We start from the raw sequence: 17,685 nt of genomic DNA on the forward strand, positions 1-17,685 counted from the left end.
AACTCCGGCCGCGCCCTGTGCCTGCTTCCTGCCAATCACAAACCTGAGGGGTAGGTTTCGTCCTCGCCGACCGTCACGGGTGCAGGAGTGGGCACCCCGGCGCGCGTTTGATCGAACCACACGAAGGCATCGTATTGGTCAGGCAACGAGGCGTGGGCATAGTGGCTCCAGCGCTCGGTTTCCGGCCTGTAGATGACCCCGATGTAGCGCTCGAGCCGGCGCTGCGAGAGTGAAGAGCGCAGTTCCTTGTCGAGCCGGTTCCGCAGATCGAGCAGGAAGCGCTCCTGTCCCACGCGGTGGCAAAGCCCCTCATAGCTATCAGGTCGAGAGGGGCGTACCAGTTTGATTTCCATTGGAGCGTCCCATTCGGATGCAGCCGCAACCGTGCCGCTGTCGGTGCCGAACCCGATGAGGGCAGCATCGGCCCCATAGGCCTCGCGGCAGAGTTGCCCCAAGTTCAACTCGTCGCGCTCCGATCCCATATCGGTGAAGCGGGCGTCACCGATATGCGAGTTGTGCGCCCAGACCACCGCCTTCGCCCTGGGCCCGGCCGAAGCCAGAATTCGCTGCAGCGTTTCGAACATGTGCCGATCGCGCAGATTCCAGGATTCGTGGGCGCCGTAGTACATGACGCGATAATAGCGTTCGGCGCTCGCGACGACGCGGGCATTCTGTTCGGCGTCGAAGAAATCCTCGCCATCCTTGGACGCGTACTGCACGCGCTTGTGGAGGAGATCGAGCAAATTGCGCGTCACCGACGGCTCGCAGAGCGCATACCCCCGGCTCAGGGACGCCCGCCCATACGCGGCCGGCTCGCGGGACCAGGGTGCAAAGCACGCATAGCGGCTGCGGGCCTCGGCTGCTGAGACGGGGTCCACCCGCTCCAGGTACTCCAGCACGGCGGCGATCGATGCGGTCATGCTGTAAAGGTCCAGTCCGTAAAACCGCACCTGTTCACCGGGCACCTTGCCTTCGTTGTGGCGACGCAGGAGGCGCACGAAAGCGTCTACATCCTTGTTGCGCCACATCCAGGTCGGAAACCGACCGAAGGGGGCCACGCTGGCTCGCGCGCCGAGGCCTCGGATATCGCGGTCGATAGTGGCCGCGTCCGGCCAGTCTGCCTCCGCTGCGACTATGGTAAAGCCATGGCGCTCGATCAGCCCCTGGGTAATCGCCGCTCGCGCCCGATAAAACTCTGACGTTCCATGCGAAGCCTCCCCCAGCAGCACAACCCGGGAGGCGGCGAAGCGATCGAAAGATTGGGCAAACGCCGGGTCCTCGATTGGTGGTAGTGGCTCAATAACCCTGCGGAGCGCCTGAAGCTCCGCGTCGGCTGACGATGGTTTTGCGGGCGCGGGGGATGGGACGCCGACAACGGGTTTGATGTCCGGAGCGCCCACATAGTGCTGGAACCAGGCGCTCGCCAGTTCAGTCACCTGTTCAAGCGCACCCGGCTCCTCGAAGACATGAGTGGCTCCTGGGATGGTTTTAAGGAGTTTCTCGCATGTCAGCGACGCGAGCGCCTTCCGGTTCAACTCAAGCACCTGATGGTCCTTGCCACCCACGATGAGCAGCGTGGGCGAAACGACCTCCGAGAGATGAGGTCCCGCAAGGTCGGGCCGTCCGCCACGGGAGACCACCGCGGCGACGCGGTTGCCGAGCTCGGCTGCCGCAAGAATGGCCGCGGCCGCTCCGGTGCTCGCGCCGAAAAGTCCGAGCGGCAGGTCCGCGATATCAGGCTCACCGCTGATGTAGAGCACGGTTTCCGGCATTCGCTCGGCCAGAAGTGAGACGTCGAAGACGTTGCTTCGATCCGCGGCCTCAGCCGGTGTCAGGAGGTCGAAGAGAAGAGTGGCGAACCCGGCGCGGTTCAGCTGGTCGGCGACCTTCACGTTGCGCGGACTGAGCCGGCTGGAGCCGCTGCCATGGGCGAACACGACAATCCCCGGGGATTCGGCGGAACGCAGAGATCCCCGATGAGACCCATTGGAGGGATTATGACCTGTCGCCGAACAGGGGAAGTGGCCGCGGAGACATCCGTTGTTTCGGACCAGATTTCGCGCAGCAGGCCCACGGTCTCCTCGTCCGTCAGCTGGTGGAAATCATCGTAATGGGCACCCACGCCGGCAAAACGGTCTGTGGGATGCAGGCAGACCACATGATCCGCGAGGCCCTCCATCGTGACGATCGTTTGCCGTGGCGCGACGGGAACGGCGACACAGATGCTTTTCGCGTTTCGCTGCCTCATCGCCAGGATGGCAGCCTTCATCGTTGCCCCGGTGGCAAGCCCGTCATCCACCAGGATTGCGGTGTGCCCTGCGGGATCGCGAGGCTCGCGATCCCCCAGATAGACCGAACGGCGCCGCTCGAGTTCGATGACTTCCTGCGCCCTGGCCCGCTCCAAATAGTCCTGGCCTGCTCCTGTGGCCTCTCGCACACCCTCGTTGATCACGGTCTGCGGTGCCGCGCCATCCACAACGGCCCCAAGGGCCAGTTCCGGCGCACCGGGCGCCCCGATCTTACGCACCATGATCAGGTCGAGTGGTGCCATGAGTGCCCGCGCGATTTCACTGGCAACGGGAACACCGCCTCGCGGCAGCGCGTAAACGATTGGATTGTCGAGGCCCAACGCCGTCAGGTGCGTTGCCAACTGTCTCCCGGCATCCGCGCGATCAACAAACCTGCTGACGGGACTGTCCATGCTCCGATCGTCCTCCCGCGTGTCGCCAGCGCAGCAGCCCGTCAAGGACGTATGCTCCTCGGTGGCGCAGGCTCAATTCTACGGACAGTTCGGGGGTGCCAGAGTAACCCGGATGCTAACGCGAAGGATGCCTATGGGAGCCGCCTGCCCTGCTCGGATTGAACACGTCTCGCGACGACGCCGCATTGACCATCGTCAAGCGTGCATCTCGGTGAGGTCCACTTGGTCGACTTCTGCGCGACTGCGAGCCGAATTCATTGGCGAACAGGACGTCCGGGACTTGCAGGACGCCACGGCCGATCTGCCGAGGCGGTTGGGTGAACAGATGCCAGGCCGTCCGCCCTGACAATCGAACCCGCGGCGCTTCGACACGCCTTGCGGACTTTGTCAAAGCAGTGAGGCGCCCATGGTTCAGTTTTCGCTGCTCGGCAGTCCGAGGGAGTTGATGCCACCTTCGTACATCTTGAGCGTGTTCTCGATGTCTTCGAGATGAATGGCAAAGCCTTGCTCGACTGCCTCGGCCTGACGGCGCAGGTGATCGCGGCGCGACAGCAGTTCGAAGCGCTCGCTTTCCAGCTCCTTGATTGCCAGGTCGAAGCGGTCCCGGTGCGTGGAAAGACGCTGCACCATGGGCGCGGCCTGCTTTGCCGCTTCTACAATCGCATGTTCCGCTTCGTGATTGACGTTGTCGACGATCTTGAGATCGGCTTTGGCGCGCACAGCCATTGGTTCCTCCTTGAAAAGGTAAACAGGGGCGATGAAGTTCTCGGTGGATAATGACCTAAGTCCAAGAAATACAAAGCATTTCCGCGCGTTTATCTTAAGAGGAAAGGTTAATGTGCCTGTCGGCGCATCGGCAGAGGCTGCCGCGCACCCAATTCGGCACTGAAGCCTCACCAGTGCGCGGCAGTGCACGCCAGGCTACGGTTGGCGTTTTCCGGAAGCTCCAAAACGCGTTAGTTCCGTCGGCAACGAGGCAACGGAGCGACCCGGCAGCGTGCCGAGCCCTCACCGCAGCGTCAGGTCGCTAAACCGTAGGCCAAAGACCTGACAGGCAGACATATTTCGTTTCAACGAAGCCTTCGATGCCGTATTTCGACCCCTCCCTGCCGAGCCCGGATTGCTTGACACCGCCGAACGGCGCCATCTCGTTGGCAAGCATACCCGTGTTGACACCGACCATGCCCGCCTCGAGCGCTTCTGCTACGCGGAACACCCGCGCCATGTCCTTGGCAAAAAAGTAAGAGGCCAGTCCGAACTCACTGTCGTTGGCCATGGCGATGACGTCGGCCTCGTCCTTGAAGGAGATAATCGGGGCCAGGGGCGCGAACGTCTCCTCCTGGGCGACCTTCATGGCCTGCGTTATCCCCGTCATGACGGTCGGCTCATAAAAGTTGCCGCCCAGCGCGGAGCGTGTACCACCGGCCAGGATTTTGCCGCCCTTGGCGAGGGCATCGGCGACATGCTCCTCCATCTTGGCCAGTGCCTTCTCATCGATGAGCGGGCCTTGCTGCGTTGCTGGATCCGTCCCCCGCCCCAGGCGGATTTCGGCAACTTTGGCAACCAACCTCTCGGAGAACGCGTCCACCACGCCTTCCTGGACATAGATGCGGTTGGCACAGACGCAAGTCTGGCCGGCGTTGCGGAACTTAGAAATCATGGCACCATCGACGGCGGCATCGAGATCGGCATCATCGAAGACGATGAAGGGCGCGTTACCCCCAAGTTCGAGGGACAGGCGCTTGATGCCGTCGGCGGCTTCACGCATCAGCCAGCGGCCAACTCCGGTCGATCCAGTGAAGGTGATCTTGGCGATCTTGGGATTGCGGCAGAATTCTTCCCCAATAGGTCTTGCGGCGCCGGTGACGACGGAAAAGGCCCCCTTGGGTACGCCCGCCCGCTCCGCCAGTACCGCCAGAGCCAACGCCGACAACGGAGTTTGCGAGGCAGGCTTAAGGATCATGGTGCACCCCACTGCCAGGGCGGGGCCCGCCTTGCGGGTGATCATGCCATTGGGGAAGTTCCAGGGCGTAATGGCGGCGCAGACCCCCACGGGCTGTTTGAGCACCAGGATACGCTGCTGCGGGGTTGCCCCCGGAATGATGTCGCCGTTAATGCGCTTGGCTTCTTCTGCAAACCATTCGATGTAGGCCGCGTTGGAGATGATCTCGCCCCTGGCTTCGGCCAGCGGCTTTCCCTGCTCGGACGTCAGGATCAGGGCGAGGTCATCAACGTTGGACATGATGAGGTCATACCAGCGACGCAGCACGAGGGATCGTTCCTTGGCTGTCTTGCCGGCCCAGGCCCGCTGAACCTCATGCGCCACATCGATGGCGTGTCGGACGGTCTCAGGCCCCAGATCGGGCAGGCGCGCGAGGCAGGATCCATCGTAGGGATCGGTAACGTCGAACGTCTTGCCGTCAGGCGCATCTATCCACTCGCCCCCCACGTAAGCCTGCGACACCAGAAGCGACGGGTCAGTCAGGGGCAGTTCGCGAAGTTCAGTCATGGAGATACTCCAGATAGTTTGAGGAGGGCAGGCAGCGCCAGGAAGACACCGGTCAACAAAAGCAGGAAAAAGGCGACGCGTCGTATGGCCAGCGGGGAGAGCGGCGGCGGCCAGCGCTTGGCGGCGAAGGTGAGAACCATGACGGCAGGTGCCGCCACAAGGGCCCAGGCAGCGGCGCGTCCGGGCCAGTTCCCCGATACCCCTACCAGAACGAGCCGTAGGACCGCGTTGATGGCAAACACCAGAACCAGGGTCTGGCGGACGACCGCATGTGGTAACGGTTGGCGATACATGTGGTAGATGAGGGGCGGGCCCGCCGTCGAGAACATCCCACCCAAGATCCCTGCCAGCGCTCCGGCGACCACAAAAGAGGGAGGGCGGGACAGGTGCTGGCGTGGATGCGGCCGAAGAGAGAGCTGTATGCTTGCTCCAATGATCACGACACCCAGCAGCAGGCGCAGGCCATCCAGATTTGTATCAGCCAGATACTCAAGCAGCCAATAGCCGCCCACAAGCATCATGAGGCTGGGTCCGATGATGAGGCGGAACTGATCCCATGCAACATCCCGCCAGCCCCGGGCCAGCATCTGGATAGCATTGATCAGCGTCAAAAGGCCGACGACAACTGCGGCATCCGGAAGAGGAATGAGGTTCAGCATCGCGATGCCGGCCATCATCAGCAAGCCGAAGGCGAAGCCGGTCATGGTCTGGATGTAGGCCGCCAGGCCAGCGAGCAGGAACAGCCAAACCAGATTGGTCCAGTCCACCTCAGAGATTCCGCAGCCGAGCAAACAGATCGGCCATGGCGGCGTCTTCAGCATAGAAGACGGCCGGTTGGCACAGGGGTGCGGCGACCGTGACCGCGGCACCTCCCCGATACGCCTGCCCGGTCCAGGCATGAACCCACTGCCGGCCGGAGGGAAGATGGACGGTTCGATCCTTCTCTCCGGGGCGCCAAACCGGAGCGACGAGCATGTCGGCGCCATAGAGATACGCGTCCTGGATCGTGTAGGTCGCCGGATCGTCCTCGTGATGGAGGAACAGAGGCCGCTGCACCGGCAGGCCGCGCGCAACAGCCTCCGCAGACAGAGTGCGCAGATAGGGCGCAAGGTGCACGTAGATCGCGGTCATCCGGGCGAAATGGCTCAGGACCTCGGGGTCCTGATCGATCTGAAGGTTTTCCGCCGGCCGATTGCCCTCATGGCTGCGCATCACAGGAGTAAAGGCCGCCATTTCCGCCCACCGCATCAGCAGTTCGGGTGTCCGAACATTGCCGAAAAGACTGGTGTAGCCACCAATATCGGAGTGGTGATAGGCGTTCCCGAGGAGGCCGGAAGAAAGTGCCGCGCAGATAACGGTCACCAGCCCGTCATGGCGCGAAAAATCGACTGACTGATCACCGCCCCAGAGGAGCGGACAGTGAGCACCGACACCGGTAAAGCCGGCGCGCATGAAGAACAGGGCCTCCCCGGTCTTGCCGCGACTGGCGACGGCCCGCGCGTTCACTTCAGCCCAAAGCGTCGGCCAGGCGTTGTGCATCAGGCGGGCATCAACGCCATTGGCAAGCGTCACGTCGATTGGCAGGTATTCACCGAAGTCTGCCATCCAGCCGGAAAGGCCGAAGTCGAGCATACTCTGCCCGATGACCCGCTCGGCAAACCAGTCGCTGGCCTTGGGGTTGGTGAAGTCGACGACGCCGCAGTCGAACTCACCGAAATCGACCAGGGCCGTCTGGTTATCGGCATTCTTGGCGAAATAGCCTGCCTCTTCGGCTTCGACGAACAGGGGGCCATCAGCGCAAAGGTAAGGGTTCACATAGCCGAGGAAACGGATATCGCGGTCCGCCAGTTCAGCGATGCGTTGGCGCAGGTTCGGGTAGCGTTCGTCATTGGCCTGCCAATCCCAGAACAGGCGCGCTCCGAATGTCGTGTGGCGCAGGCCCACCCAGTCTTCGCACCAAAGTCCGGACACTTTCACACCGGCCGCCAGGAAATTTTCCAGCCGTTCAAACGAGTTGACGCCGTCCTTGAGGCCGACGATGGCACCGTTATAAATCCAGTCGGGCAGTGGCGGTTGACGTCCGAACCGAAGCGAAAGTCGTTCGACCAGCTCGATAAAGCTTGGCGCAGCGAAGAACTCGATCCGCTCCGGTACCGCCCAGACCTCGATTTCGTGCACTTGCTCCTGGCGGAAATCAAACGCTGAATAGGCGGTCGTTTCCAGATGCAGCGCATAACGGCGCGACGAGAGATAGGTGGGCTGGGGGTAGTTGGTGTTGTAGTAGTCGCCACCGGACTTGCCCGTCACGTCCGCCTTGAAGGTGATTTCCGTCGTCTTGTCCCGCCCTACGCCGGGCTCGGACGTCCAAAGGGGGAAGCGTCGGCCTCGCATGTCGAAATACGACATCTGCTCTCCGCCGCCCCAGACATGCTCGTCCCTCTCGGCCGCAATGCGCAGCCACACGCGGTTGATCGAGCGGTCCGGAGCCTCAAAGTCAAGGGTGCTTTCCCCGACGCTAAGCACCAGACGGACCGGCTGACCCTCCGCCGCCGAAAAAGAGATGGTCTTGCCAGAAATCCGGGCATAACGCAGCGGACTGCGTTCGGTCACATAGTCCTCGATATCGAAATTGCCCCGATACATGTCCATCCGGGCATCGCCTTGCCCCACAAAGAGGCAAGGTGCGTCGCCGGAATGGTCAATGAGCACACGGCCCTTGAGGGAAAGGGTGAAGCCGGACGGAGTCTGGGTGATCTGCATGTCGTTCTCAGTTCTGCGTCAAGCCGGCATCGACGATGAAATTGGCGCCCGTGCAACCGCTGCTTTCGTCGGAGCCCAGGAACAGGGCCATGCGAGCCACGTGAGTGGCGTCGAGGCGGAACTTGAGCGCCTGCAGGTCAATGAAGCTCTGGTTCAATTCGGGGGTCAGCCACAATCTCTCCTGCCGCTCGGTCAGGATGGCGCCCGGGACGATACAGTTGACACGGACGTTGTGCTCGCCGAGTTCCCTGGCCAACGATCGGGTCATCCCGTTGATGGCGGCCTTGGCGGTGGTATAGCCGATCATGTTGGGCCGCCCGCGCATCCATGACACGGATCCAAGCATGATGATGCTCCCCCCACCCCGGGCGCTCATGCCCGGCACCACAGCCTGAGTGGCGAAAAACTGGTGATCGAGGTTGAGGGCCAGCGTCCGGCGCCAGCTGTCGGGGTCGACATCGCCGACCGCATGCCGGTCATCCTTGCCGGCGTTGTTGATGAGGACGTCGATGCCGCCCAGCTTACCCTCGATGGTCGCGATGGTGCTGCGGAGGGCGGCAATATCGGTGAGGTCGCAGCGATGGAACGCCGTACCGGTGTCCCGCGCTGTGCGCTCCCCCGCCTCGGTGTCAATATCGATGAAAGCGACGCGGGCGCCTTGGGCGGCATAGGCTTTGACCATCTCCTGGCCCAGCCCGGAAGCTCCGCCGGTGATCAGGACTGCGCGATCCTGGAGCGAACCGTATTGGACGGTAGCGTAGGGCGAGGTCATTGGGTTGCCTATCTTGCAGTAACGTCAAAGAGTGGCTTTTCCAGTCCTGGCACGTCCACGGTCATGGCAAACAGGCCGCCTGACTGCGGGTACGCTTCGAGCTCTTCGGTCGAACGATCGGATCGAGCGGATGTCACAAAGAGCGTTCTGCGGTCGTCCCCGCCGAATGCCACCATGGTCGGGCAGAAAGCGGGCACAGGGAACTCGGCGAGAAGCCGCCCGTCCGGGGCATAACGCTGCACCCTGCTGCCTTCGAAAAGGGCCGTCCAGTAGCAACCTTCGACATCCACTGCGGCACCGTCAGGGCGCCCCTTTTCATTCCCCTTCGGGTGAAATCGGATGAAATCCCGCGTACCACTGATCGTCCCTGTCGCCAGATCATAATCATGCGCGTAAACGACGTAGCGCAGCGTGTCGGAGTGATAAAGCGTCGTCCCGTCGGGAGAAAAGGCGGTGCCGTTGGATGTGAGAAGGCCGTCCCTGAGCAAGCGGAGCCCGCTGCTGGAAAGACAATAGAGGGCAGCTGTTCCTTCTGCCCGTGTCTCATCGACGGTGCCGGCCACAAAGCGCCCCGCCGGGTCCACCGTGCCGTCGTTAAAGCGGCTGGTAGCGAGGTTCTCAGGATTGTCCGCCAGCTTGCGCCGGACCTGTCCATCGGTGCCGACGAGCCAGATTCCGGAACGCAGCCCGGCAACAAAGCCGCCTCCCTTGGCCAGCCCGATACAACTCACTTCCTCGGGCAGCAGGACACTCGAATGGTCGCGTGATATTGGATCATAGCGATGGATCCGGCATTGCTTGATGTCGACGAAGTAGAGCACCTTATCTTCCGTGCACCATAGGGGACACTCCCCCAGTGCGGCCTTGACGTCGAGAACCAGCGAGAACCCGTGCATGGCCGTCAATAGGCCGCCGCTGGGGCAACAGGGGCGTCTTCGGGAGCCCCCTTTACCTGCGACAACCACTCACTGCCGCGACCGATCATCATGGCCATGTCCGATGCCATGGCGGCGAAGGAATAGCCGTAGCCGAGGAACCGTCGGACCATCTCGGGATTGGGCCCGACGATACCGATCGGCTTTCCGGCCGCCGCGCAGTCCTTGGCGGCCTTGGCGATCAGGGCCTGCACCTCGGCATGACCGATATCGCCGATATGCCCCATAGCGGCGGACAGGTCTCCGGGCCCCACGAAAAGGGCGTTTACCCCATCAACTGCGGCGATCTCGGGCATACGCTCGATCGCCTCCGGCGTCTCGAGCTGAACGATCGTGTAGGCCTGACCGTTGGCGCGTCGAAAATAGTCACTGGCCCGGCCGAAGCGGGAGGCTCTGTGGACCGCCGCCACACCTCGCGCCCCATCGGGCGGATAACGCATGGAGGCCGAAGCTTCGCGAGCCTCCTCGGCGGTCTGGACGAAAGGCAGCATCAGCGTCTGTGCACCTGCATCCATGGCGCGCTTGATGAGCACCCGATCGTTCCAGGCAAGCCGCACAACAGGCTCTGCCGGGGTGCAGCCGATTGCCCGCAAGAGCTGCGCCAGGTCAGCGATCTCGATGGGGACATGCTCCATGTCCACCACCAGAAAATCGAACCCGCAATAGCCCATGGCCTCCGCAGTCGCAGGTGCACCCGACATCAGCCAGGTGCCGAGCGGCGTCGTGGTGCCGCTTTCCATCCAGCTTTTGAAGCGGTTGGTGATGTCCATCTCAAGTTTCCTCAATAGATCACGGGCTCGGCAACCGGATCGCCCCTGGACAGGAAGTCGAAGTCGCAACCCTCGTCGGCCTGGCTGACATGCTGCTGATAGAGCGCCGCAAAAGAGCGTCCATACCTGACAGCGGTGGGGACCCATGCCGCCCGCCGGCGAGAGAGCTCTGTCTCTTCAACGAGCATGTTCAGCGTGCCGGCGCGCACATCGAGCTCGATCAGGTCGCCCGTCTGGACCAGGGCTAGAGGGCCACCAACGGCCGCCTCAGGTGTCACATGCAGGATGCAGGTGCCGTAATGCGTGCCGCTCATCCGTCCGTCGCAGATGCGGACCATGTCCCGCACGCCCTGCATCAGCAGTTTTTTCGGGATCGGCAGGTTGCCCCATTCAGGCATGCCGGGCGCACCGACCGGCCCGGCATTACGCAGGATGATCACGGTGTTCTCGGTGATATCGAGGTCCGGATCGTCCAAAGTCCTGTTCATGTCACCGGGATTGTCGAACACGATCGCTGGCCCGACATGCCGCAGGAACTTCGGATTGGCAGCCGAAGATTTCATCACCGCGCCACTGGGCGAGAGATTGCCCCGCAGGACAGCAAGCGTCTTGCCTTTCGAGAGCGGCACAATCGGGTCATCCTCGCCCCGGATAACATCGTCATTCCAGCACTCCGCTCCGGCCAGGTTCTCGCCCAGCGTCCTGCCGTTCACCGTCGGGCGCGTCAGGTCGAGGTGGCGCGAGAGCTTGTTGAGCTGGGCCAGAATGCCGCCGGCGAAATAGAAATCTTCCATCAGATATTGGCCGGAGGGGAACAGGTTCGCACAGACGGGCACTCGCTCCGCAACCTCTGCCATGTCGTCGAGCGTCAGGTTCACGCCGGCACGGCGCGCCATGGCCACCAGATGGACCGCGGCATTGGTCGAGCCACCCAGGGCCATATAGGCGACCAGGCCATTGTTGAAGCTGGCCCTGTCGAGCAGGTCCGAGGGCTTGAGATCTGCCCAGACCATCTCGACGATCCGCACCCCGCAGGCCGAGGCCATGCGGGTATGGCCGGAGTCCACCGCAGGGATCGAGGAAGCACCAGGCAAGGTCAGCCCCATCGCATCCACGATGGATGTCATCGTGGAAGCCGTTCCCATGGTATTGCAGGTGCCGATGGAGCGCGTCATGCGGCTCTCGAGGTCTACCCAGTCGTCCTGCGTGATGTTGCCTGCCCGCAGTTCGTCCCAGTACTTCTTGGTATGGGTGCCGGCTCCGGTCTTTTGACCGCGCCATTGGCCGTTGGCCATCGGTCCGGCCGGGCAGAAGATGATGGGGAGATCCATGGAAATCGCGCCCATCAGCAGTCCGGGTGTAGACTTGTCGCAGCCCCCCAAAAGCACCGCCCCATCGACGGGATGGGATCGCAGCAACTCCTCGCATTCCATCGCCAGGAAGTTGCGGTAGAGCATGGTGGATGGCTTGACCATCACCTCGCCGACGGAAAGCGCGGGCAGTTCCACAGGGTAGCCACCAGCCTGCCAGATGCCGCGCTTGACCGCCTCTGCCCGGTCGCGCAGGTGCGCGTGGCAAGGGCTCATTTCGCTCCAGGTATTGATGATCGCGATCACCGGCCGATTCATGAACTCGTCGCGCCGCATGCCCATCTGCTGAGTCCGCTGGCGGTGCGCGAAGCCGCGCATGTCATCGGAGGCGAACCAGCGCTGGCTGCGCAGCTCCGAAATGTCTCGGCGTCCGGTCATGGTAGTCATCCCTTAATGCCGCCCGAGGTCAGTCCGGATACGACACGCTCCTGGAAGATCACGATCAGGATCGCAACCGGCACGATGCCGACCACGAGCGCGGCCGAGATCACTGGCCAGGGGAAGGTGAACTCGCCCTGGTAGAGCTGGATTCCCACCGGCAGCGTGCGCAGATTGGGGCTGGAATTGAACGACAATGCGAGCAGAAACTCGTCCCAGGCATTGACGAAAGCCAGAATACCGGCCGTGAACACGCCTGGGGCGGCCAGCGGCACGACCACCTTGAAAAGCGCGCCGATACGGGTGCAACCATCGATCATGGCGGCATTCTCAAGATCGCGCGGAATGCCCTCGAAGAACGAGACCAGCATCAGGGTGCAGATCGGCAGGCTGAGCACAGTGTAGGGCAGCACCAGCGCCGTCCAGCTGTTGAGCAGGTTCAGCGCCCGCATGATCTCGAACAGCGGCACCAGCAGGGTCACCAGGGGGAACGTGGAAACGGCGATGATCAATGACAGAATGAGGCCGCGATACCGCAGATTCAGTCTTGCCAGGGCATAGGCCGCCAGCACCGACACCAACAGGGTGAGGGCAGTGGAGAGAAGGGCTACGGCGAAGCTGTTGAACAGGAACAATCCCAGGGGCTGGTCCGAAAAGGCCTGGACGTAGTTCTGGATCGTCGGGTCGGAGGGCAGCCAGGTTATCGGTTGCTGCGTCAGTTCCGGTTCAAGCTTGAGCGAGGTGAACAGGATCCAGAGCGCCGGGAAAAATCCATTGGTCAACAGGATAAGGCCAACAATCAGACGCAGAGGCGTTCCCGAAAGAAGGGAATCGACGGGGGAGGCGGAGATGGCGGACGAGCGCATGGCTTTACCCCTTGGTCCGGATCATGCGGAGATAGACCGCTGTTACGCACATCGAGAGGGCGAACATCACCACCGCCAGCGCCGAGCCGTAGCCCAGGTCGAGAAAGGAAACGGTGTTCTGGTGGATGTACATCGCCAGCGTCGCCGTGGATGTACCGGGGCCACCATTGGTCATCATGTAGGGAATGTCGAACGTCTGCAGAGCGGTGATCGTGCGGAAGATCAGCGCCACCACGATCGATGGCTTGAGCAGCGGCAGGGTGATCTCGAAGAACTGGCGGATCCGCCCTGCGCCATCGACGTCGGCGGCCTCGTAAAGCGAGCGGGGGATGGTCTGCAGCCCCGCAAGGATGATCAGAGCCATGAAGGAGGAGGTCTTCCAGATGATGGTGAGACAGATGGCTGCCATCGCCCATTGCGGGGAGTTGAACCAGATAATGGGCTCGACGCCAAAACGCCCGAGGACGTCGTTGACCACGCCATATTCGGAGTGGAAGAACCAGGCAAAGATCAGGCCCGCAAAGGAGAGCGGCAGGGCCCACGGAATGAGCAGGGACAGGCGCACGGGCCACTGCCGGCGAAACGGCAGGTTTGCCATCAAGGCCAGGGCCAGGCCGACCACCAGGGCACCCGGGACCGTCACGAATGTGATCAGGACGGTGTTGCCCGTAGTCTGCCAGAAAACCGGATCTTCCAGCATGAACTGAAAGTTCTCGAAACCAACGAATTCCGCGGGAAGGCCGGAGGTCAGAGACAGGTTGAAGAAGCTGGTGTAGATCAGCCGGCAGACCGGATAGACGATGATCATCGCCAGGAGGACGGCGGCCGGCGCCAGAAGCAGCACCGCCAGAGCGCGGTCGCTGGGATCGAAATATCGAACCCACCAAGGCGTGACATTCCCGTCTATCGTGCGACTGCTTTTGGTGCTGCCGGTCATGGTCATGTCGTGGGTCCTGATTTCCGGGGAGGCGCGGCAGGCTCCCGCCGCGCCCCTGTTATGGATCAGCGCAGGATGCGGGAGAGCCTGGACTCGATGAGATCAGCGCCTTCTTCAGGCGTGGACACGCCCGCCATCACCGCGTTGACGGTGGTGCGGATCACCTCTGAGACCTCATTGTAGCGAGGCGTCACCGGGCGCGGCTTTGCTGTCTCGACGACAGCCTTCGCATTGGCGAACCATGGCGCTGCCGCAGTCACCTCGGGGTCGGTGTAGAGATCGCCGTAGGTAGGCAAGAGAGCCCCGTTGATTGCCATGAACTTGGAGACCTCAGGGCTCGCAAGATACTTGACGAGATCGTGGGCCTCCTCTTGGTGCGTCGAGTAGGCAGAGACGCTCCACTCCCAGCCACCAAGGCAGGTCGTCGGTTCGCCGCCTTCCATGCGCGGCACCGGCACAACGCCCACCTTGCCGGCCACGGCGGACTCCGGTCCCTGTGCCTGCGCCCAGGCATAGGACCAATTCACCGCAAAGATCGCGTTGCCGGCCTGGAAGTCCTTGCGGACGTCGTCGGTCGCGACTTCGGCGATATTGGCCTTGGCGGTGCCATCGTCGATCATGCCCTTCCAGAGCGACAGCGCGTTGACGGCCGCATCGTGGTCGAAGGTCAACTTGCCGTCCGTCACCAGTTCCTGGCCCTGGCTCCAGTACGGGACGAGGAAGGTGCAGTTGGCGCCTTCGATTGCCTTCCCGACGAAGGACACGCCCTGAAGGTCAGGATTGTTCTCCTGCTCCTTGATCACCGAGGCGGCCTGACGCAGGTCTTCCCAGGTGGAGGGGGGGCTGATGTTGTATTTTTCCAGCAGGTCGGTGCGATAGTAGAGAAACTGCGCGTCCGCAAAGGCGGGCAGCGCGATGACCTTGCCATCCACGGTGTTGGCATCGGCATAGGCCGGCAGGTAGGCGCTCATGTCCACTTCGGTGAAGGGGCTGGTCCAGCCGGCTGCGGCGAACTGAGCCGGCCGCACGATGTCGAGAATGAGCACGTCGAGCGAAGAATCCTTGGCGGTCATGACCGTGTTGAGATACTGCGCCTGCGCTTCGGAGGTGTTTCCGCCGGTCTCGATAACGACCTTAACGTCGGGGTTGGAGGCTTCGTACTTGTCCAGCGCCTGGCGCCACAGGTCCGGCTGGTGCTGGCTTGATATGTAGACCTTTAGTTCGGTCTGGGCGTAGGCGGCCCCGGCCGATATCGACAGGATGCTGGCTGCGACGAGCAGGGCAGCGGACGTCTTGAAATTCATGGTATCCTCCCAAGTCATACGGAAACGCGCCGAGGGCGCGGCTTAGACGATGGCGCGCTCCGTGGCGGCATCGAATAGGTGAATTTTCGAAGGATCGACGCCGAAGGACATCTGCTGCCCAGGCGTCGGCCGCACGTCCGGCGGCATCCGCGCCGTCAGCGTCGCATCGCCAAGCCGGAAGTGGACAAGCGTATCAGACCCCAGCGGTTCGACGACGAGAACCTGACCATCGAGGCGCGGAACGTCAGCCACCGCGGGCACGAAATGCTCCGGACGAATGCCAACGACCAGTTCCCGCCCATCGGCCAACGCCCCCGAATGTCTCGCCCCCTCCAGAGGAAGGCTGTCAGTAGGCGTCAGCACCACGCGCTGGCCCTCCACACGCCCTTTGGTGAAGTTCATGGCCGGGGAGCCGACAAAGCCTCCAACGAACACGCTGGCCGGCTGGTTGTAGACCTCGTCCGGCGTACCCACCTGCTCGATATCGCCGCCGCGCAGGATGACGATGCGATCGGCCAGCGTCATCGCCTCGACCTGATCATGGGTGACGTAGATAATCGTCGTGCCGATCTGCTGGTGCAGCTTCTTGATTTCGGTGCGAACTTCTCCACGAAGCTTGGCATCGAGATTGGACAGCGGCTCATCGAACAGGAAGACTTTGGGCCGGCGCACAATCGCCCGCCCCATTGCGACGCGCTGCCGCTGACCACCCGAGAGCTGGCTGGGGCGACGATCAAGAAGTTGAGTAATCCCAAGCATCTGCGCCGCCTCTGCGATGCGCGACCGGGTTTCTTCCACGCTGACGCCACGAACCTTCAGGCTAAACGCCATGTTCTCGTAGACGGTCTTATGGGGATAGAGCGCGTAGTCCTGGAAGACCATGGCAATGTCGCGCTCGCGCGGCGCCAGGTCGTTGACCACCCTGTCGCCAATGACCACCTCGCCCGAGGAGATGGGCTCCAGTCCCGCCAGCATGCGCAGCGTGGTGGACTTGCCGCAGCCCGACGGTCCGACCAGGACCACGAACTCCTTATCGGCAATCTGGAGATCGATGTTTTTGACGATCTGCAGGGCGCCGTAACTCTTGCCGAGCTTGCGGAAGCTTACCGATGCCATTTGATCCTCCAAAGGGCCGGCGTAACCGGCGCCGCTTTCGCAGTTAGCTGCAAAAATAATAGCGCTACGATTGAGAATTGCAATAGCGTGCCCAAAAATCCTGGACCGATGTCGAAATCTCCGTTTTTGCCCAATGATTTCAGAGGCTTTGCAGAGCGCGGCAACTGAATTAGAGTGGGCTCCGTATTCGCAGCGCTGCAATGGATGGCACCATGAACGAAAGTCCTGACAGGCGCACTGGCCGCAAACGTCGCCGCATGCAGCGGGTCACGATGCAGGCGGTCGCCGAGCGGGCAAACGTCTCGCCGTCGACCGTATCGCTGTACCTTCGCCGGCCCGAAGCAGTGGCCGCCGCGACCGGGCAGGCCATCACGGGCGCCATCGATGAACTCGGTTATGTGCCAAACCTGGTGGCGGGTGGGTTGGCCGCGGCCGCCTCCCGTGCCGTCAGCATCATCGTTCCCTCCGTGCGCAATGCCTTCTTTGCCGAGACCGTCGCCGCCATGCAGGCCGAACTGGGCAAAGAGCGCCTGCAGGTCATGCTGGGACACAGTGAGTACAGCGATCGCGAGGAGGAGAGCCTGGTCCGCACAGCGCTTTCCTGGGCTCCCTCCGCAATCGTCCTGACGGGGCAGTCCCACAGCGCCGGAACGCGCAAGATCCTGGCAGCAGGGAATACCCCGGTCGTGGAGATCTGGGAGTTGGGCGGCCAGTCGATAGACATGACCATCGGCTTTTCCCACGACAAGGTAGGGCGGACTGCGGCCGAGTACCTCGTGGGGCGCGGCCGGCGGCAACTGGCATTTCTCGGCGCCCGCATGCAGGAGGACCGCCGCGCCAATACCCGCGCCCAAGGCTTTGTACAGGAAGCTCTCAGGTTGGCGGGCCTGCATGCCGAGATTATAGGTAACCCGGCAAGGGCCGGGGTGGAACTGGGGGCGCTGCTTCTAGGCCAGGCGCTTGAACGGGTTCCCGACATCGACGGCATCGCCTGCTCGAACGACCACATCGCCCTGGGCGTGCTTTTCGAATGCCAGCGCCGTGGCATCTCCGTGCCCGGTGATATTGCCGTAGTGGGCTTTGGCGATCTCGATTTTGCGGGGTCCTGCATCCCCACGCTCACCACCATCCGGCCTCCGGGCGATCTCATCGGCACCGAGGCAGCACGCGTGATCATCAACCATGTGCGCGGAGACCGCTCCGACAGTCATTGCGTAATCGACACCGGCTTCCGATTGGTGGAACGCCAAAGCGCCTAGAAGAAGGG

General features: G+C 62.5%; 15 protein-coding genes. 1 reads left to right on the top strand and 14 read right to left on the bottom strand.

The genetic code is table 11. From position 1 onward, the window contains the following. Nucleotides 1-35: 35 nt before the first annotated feature. From IC608_RS10400 to IC608_RS10465, 14 genes are all read right to left on the bottom strand, one after another. Nucleotides 36-1,937 (bottom strand): erythromycin esterase family protein, encoded by a 1,902-nt coding sequence (locus tag IC608_RS10400; RefSeq protein WP_345890878.1) that lies wholly within the window; start codon nucleotides 1,935-1,937, stop codon nucleotides 36-38. Beyond that, complete coding sequence (locus IC608_RS10405; protein ID WP_248306283.1) at nucleotides 1,889-2,650, bottom strand: phosphoribosyltransferase; 762 nt, start codon at nucleotides 2,648-2,650, stop codon at nucleotides 1,889-1,891. Before IC608_RS10405 ends, IC608_RS10400 begins: the two co-directional genes overlap by 49 nt. 462 nt (nucleotides 2,651-3,112) lie before the next feature. After that, a complete protein-coding gene (locus IC608_RS10410; RefSeq protein WP_191775096.1) occupies nucleotides 3,113-3,427 on the bottom strand; it encodes a hypothetical protein in 315 nt (104 codons plus the stop codon). Nucleotides 3,428-3,728: 301 nt separating this feature from the next. Next, nucleotides 3,729-5,210 (bottom strand): NAD-dependent succinate-semialdehyde dehydrogenase, encoded by a 1,482-nt coding sequence (locus IC608_RS10415; protein ID WP_191775098.1) that lies wholly within the window; start codon nucleotides 5,208-5,210, stop codon nucleotides 3,729-3,731. Continuing rightward, on the bottom strand, nucleotides 5,207-6,031 hold the full coding sequence (locus tag IC608_RS10420) for a sulfite exporter TauE/SafE family protein (RefSeq protein WP_191775100.1): 825 nt from the start codon (nucleotides 6,029-6,031) through the stop codon (nucleotides 5,207-5,209). Before IC608_RS10420 ends, IC608_RS10415 begins: the two co-directional genes overlap by 4 nt. Continuing rightward, on the bottom strand, nucleotides 5,979-7,970 hold the full coding sequence (locus IC608_RS10425; RefSeq protein ID WP_191775102.1) for an alpha-glucosidase: 1,992 nt from the start codon (nucleotides 7,968-7,970) through the stop codon (nucleotides 5,979-5,981). Before IC608_RS10425 ends, IC608_RS10420 begins: the two co-directional genes overlap by 53 nt. A gap of 7 nt (nucleotides 7,971-7,977) precedes the next feature. Then, nucleotides 7,978-8,742 carry an SDR family NAD(P)-dependent oxidoreductase gene (locus IC608_RS10430; protein WP_191775104.1) on the bottom strand — a complete coding sequence of 255 codons (765 nt, stop codon included), beginning with the start codon at nucleotides 8,740-8,742 and terminating at the stop codon, nucleotides 7,978-7,980. Between the two features lie 8 nt (nucleotides 8,743-8,750). After that, nucleotides 8,751-9,638 (bottom strand): SMP-30/gluconolactonase/LRE family protein, encoded by an 888-nt coding sequence (locus IC608_RS10435; RefSeq protein ID WP_191775466.1) that lies wholly within the window; start codon nucleotides 9,636-9,638, stop codon nucleotides 8,751-8,753. 5 nt (nucleotides 9,639-9,643) lie between these two features. Continuing rightward, nucleotides 9,644-10,447: an HpcH/HpaI aldolase family protein gene (locus IC608_RS10440; protein WP_191775106.1), complete on the bottom strand. Its 804-nt coding sequence runs from the start codon at nucleotides 10,445-10,447 to the stop codon at nucleotides 9,644-9,646. 11 nt (nucleotides 10,448-10,458) lie between these two features. After that, nucleotides 10,459-12,195, bottom strand: a complete 1,737-nt coding sequence (araD, locus tag IC608_RS10445) for an L-arabinonate dehydratase (protein ID WP_210316290.1) — start codon at nucleotides 12,193-12,195, stop codon at nucleotides 10,459-10,461. Nucleotides 12,196-12,200: 5 nt separating this feature from the next. Then, the gene (locus tag IC608_RS10450) at nucleotides 12,201-13,061 is read right to left on the bottom strand and encodes a carbohydrate ABC transporter permease (RefSeq protein WP_191775109.1); all 861 of its coding nucleotides are present in this window, start codon (nucleotides 13,059-13,061) and stop codon (nucleotides 12,201-12,203) included. A gap of 4 nt (nucleotides 13,062-13,065) precedes the next feature. Next, complete coding sequence (locus tag IC608_RS10455; RefSeq protein ID WP_191775468.1) at nucleotides 13,066-13,998, bottom strand: carbohydrate ABC transporter permease; 933 nt, start codon at nucleotides 13,996-13,998, stop codon at nucleotides 13,066-13,068. A 65-nt stretch (nucleotides 13,999-14,063) separates the two neighbouring features. Next, nucleotides 14,064-15,302, bottom strand: coding sequence for an ABC transporter substrate-binding protein (locus IC608_RS10460; RefSeq protein WP_191775111.1), 1,239 nt, complete (start codon nucleotides 15,300-15,302; stop codon nucleotides 14,064-14,066). Between the two features lie 42 nt (nucleotides 15,303-15,344). Then, on the bottom strand, nucleotides 15,345-16,418 hold the full coding sequence (locus IC608_RS10465; RefSeq protein ID WP_191775113.1) for an ABC transporter ATP-binding protein: 1,074 nt from the start codon (nucleotides 16,416-16,418) through the stop codon (nucleotides 15,345-15,347). 212 nt (nucleotides 16,419-16,630) lie between these two features. Here IC608_RS10465 and IC608_RS10470 point away from each other — a divergent pair, with 212 nt between their 5' ends. Beyond that, complete coding sequence (locus tag IC608_RS10470) at nucleotides 16,631-17,677, top strand: LacI family DNA-binding transcriptional regulator (RefSeq protein ID WP_248306284.1); 1,047 nt, start codon at nucleotides 16,631-16,633, stop codon at nucleotides 17,675-17,677. The last annotated feature ends 8 nt before the right edge of the window (nucleotides 17,678-17,685 follow it).

The sequence above is a fragment of the Devosia oryzisoli genome (assembly GCF_014837245.1).
Taxonomy (GTDB): domain Bacteria; phylum Pseudomonadota; class Alphaproteobacteria; order Rhizobiales; family Devosiaceae; genus Devosia; species Devosia oryzisoli.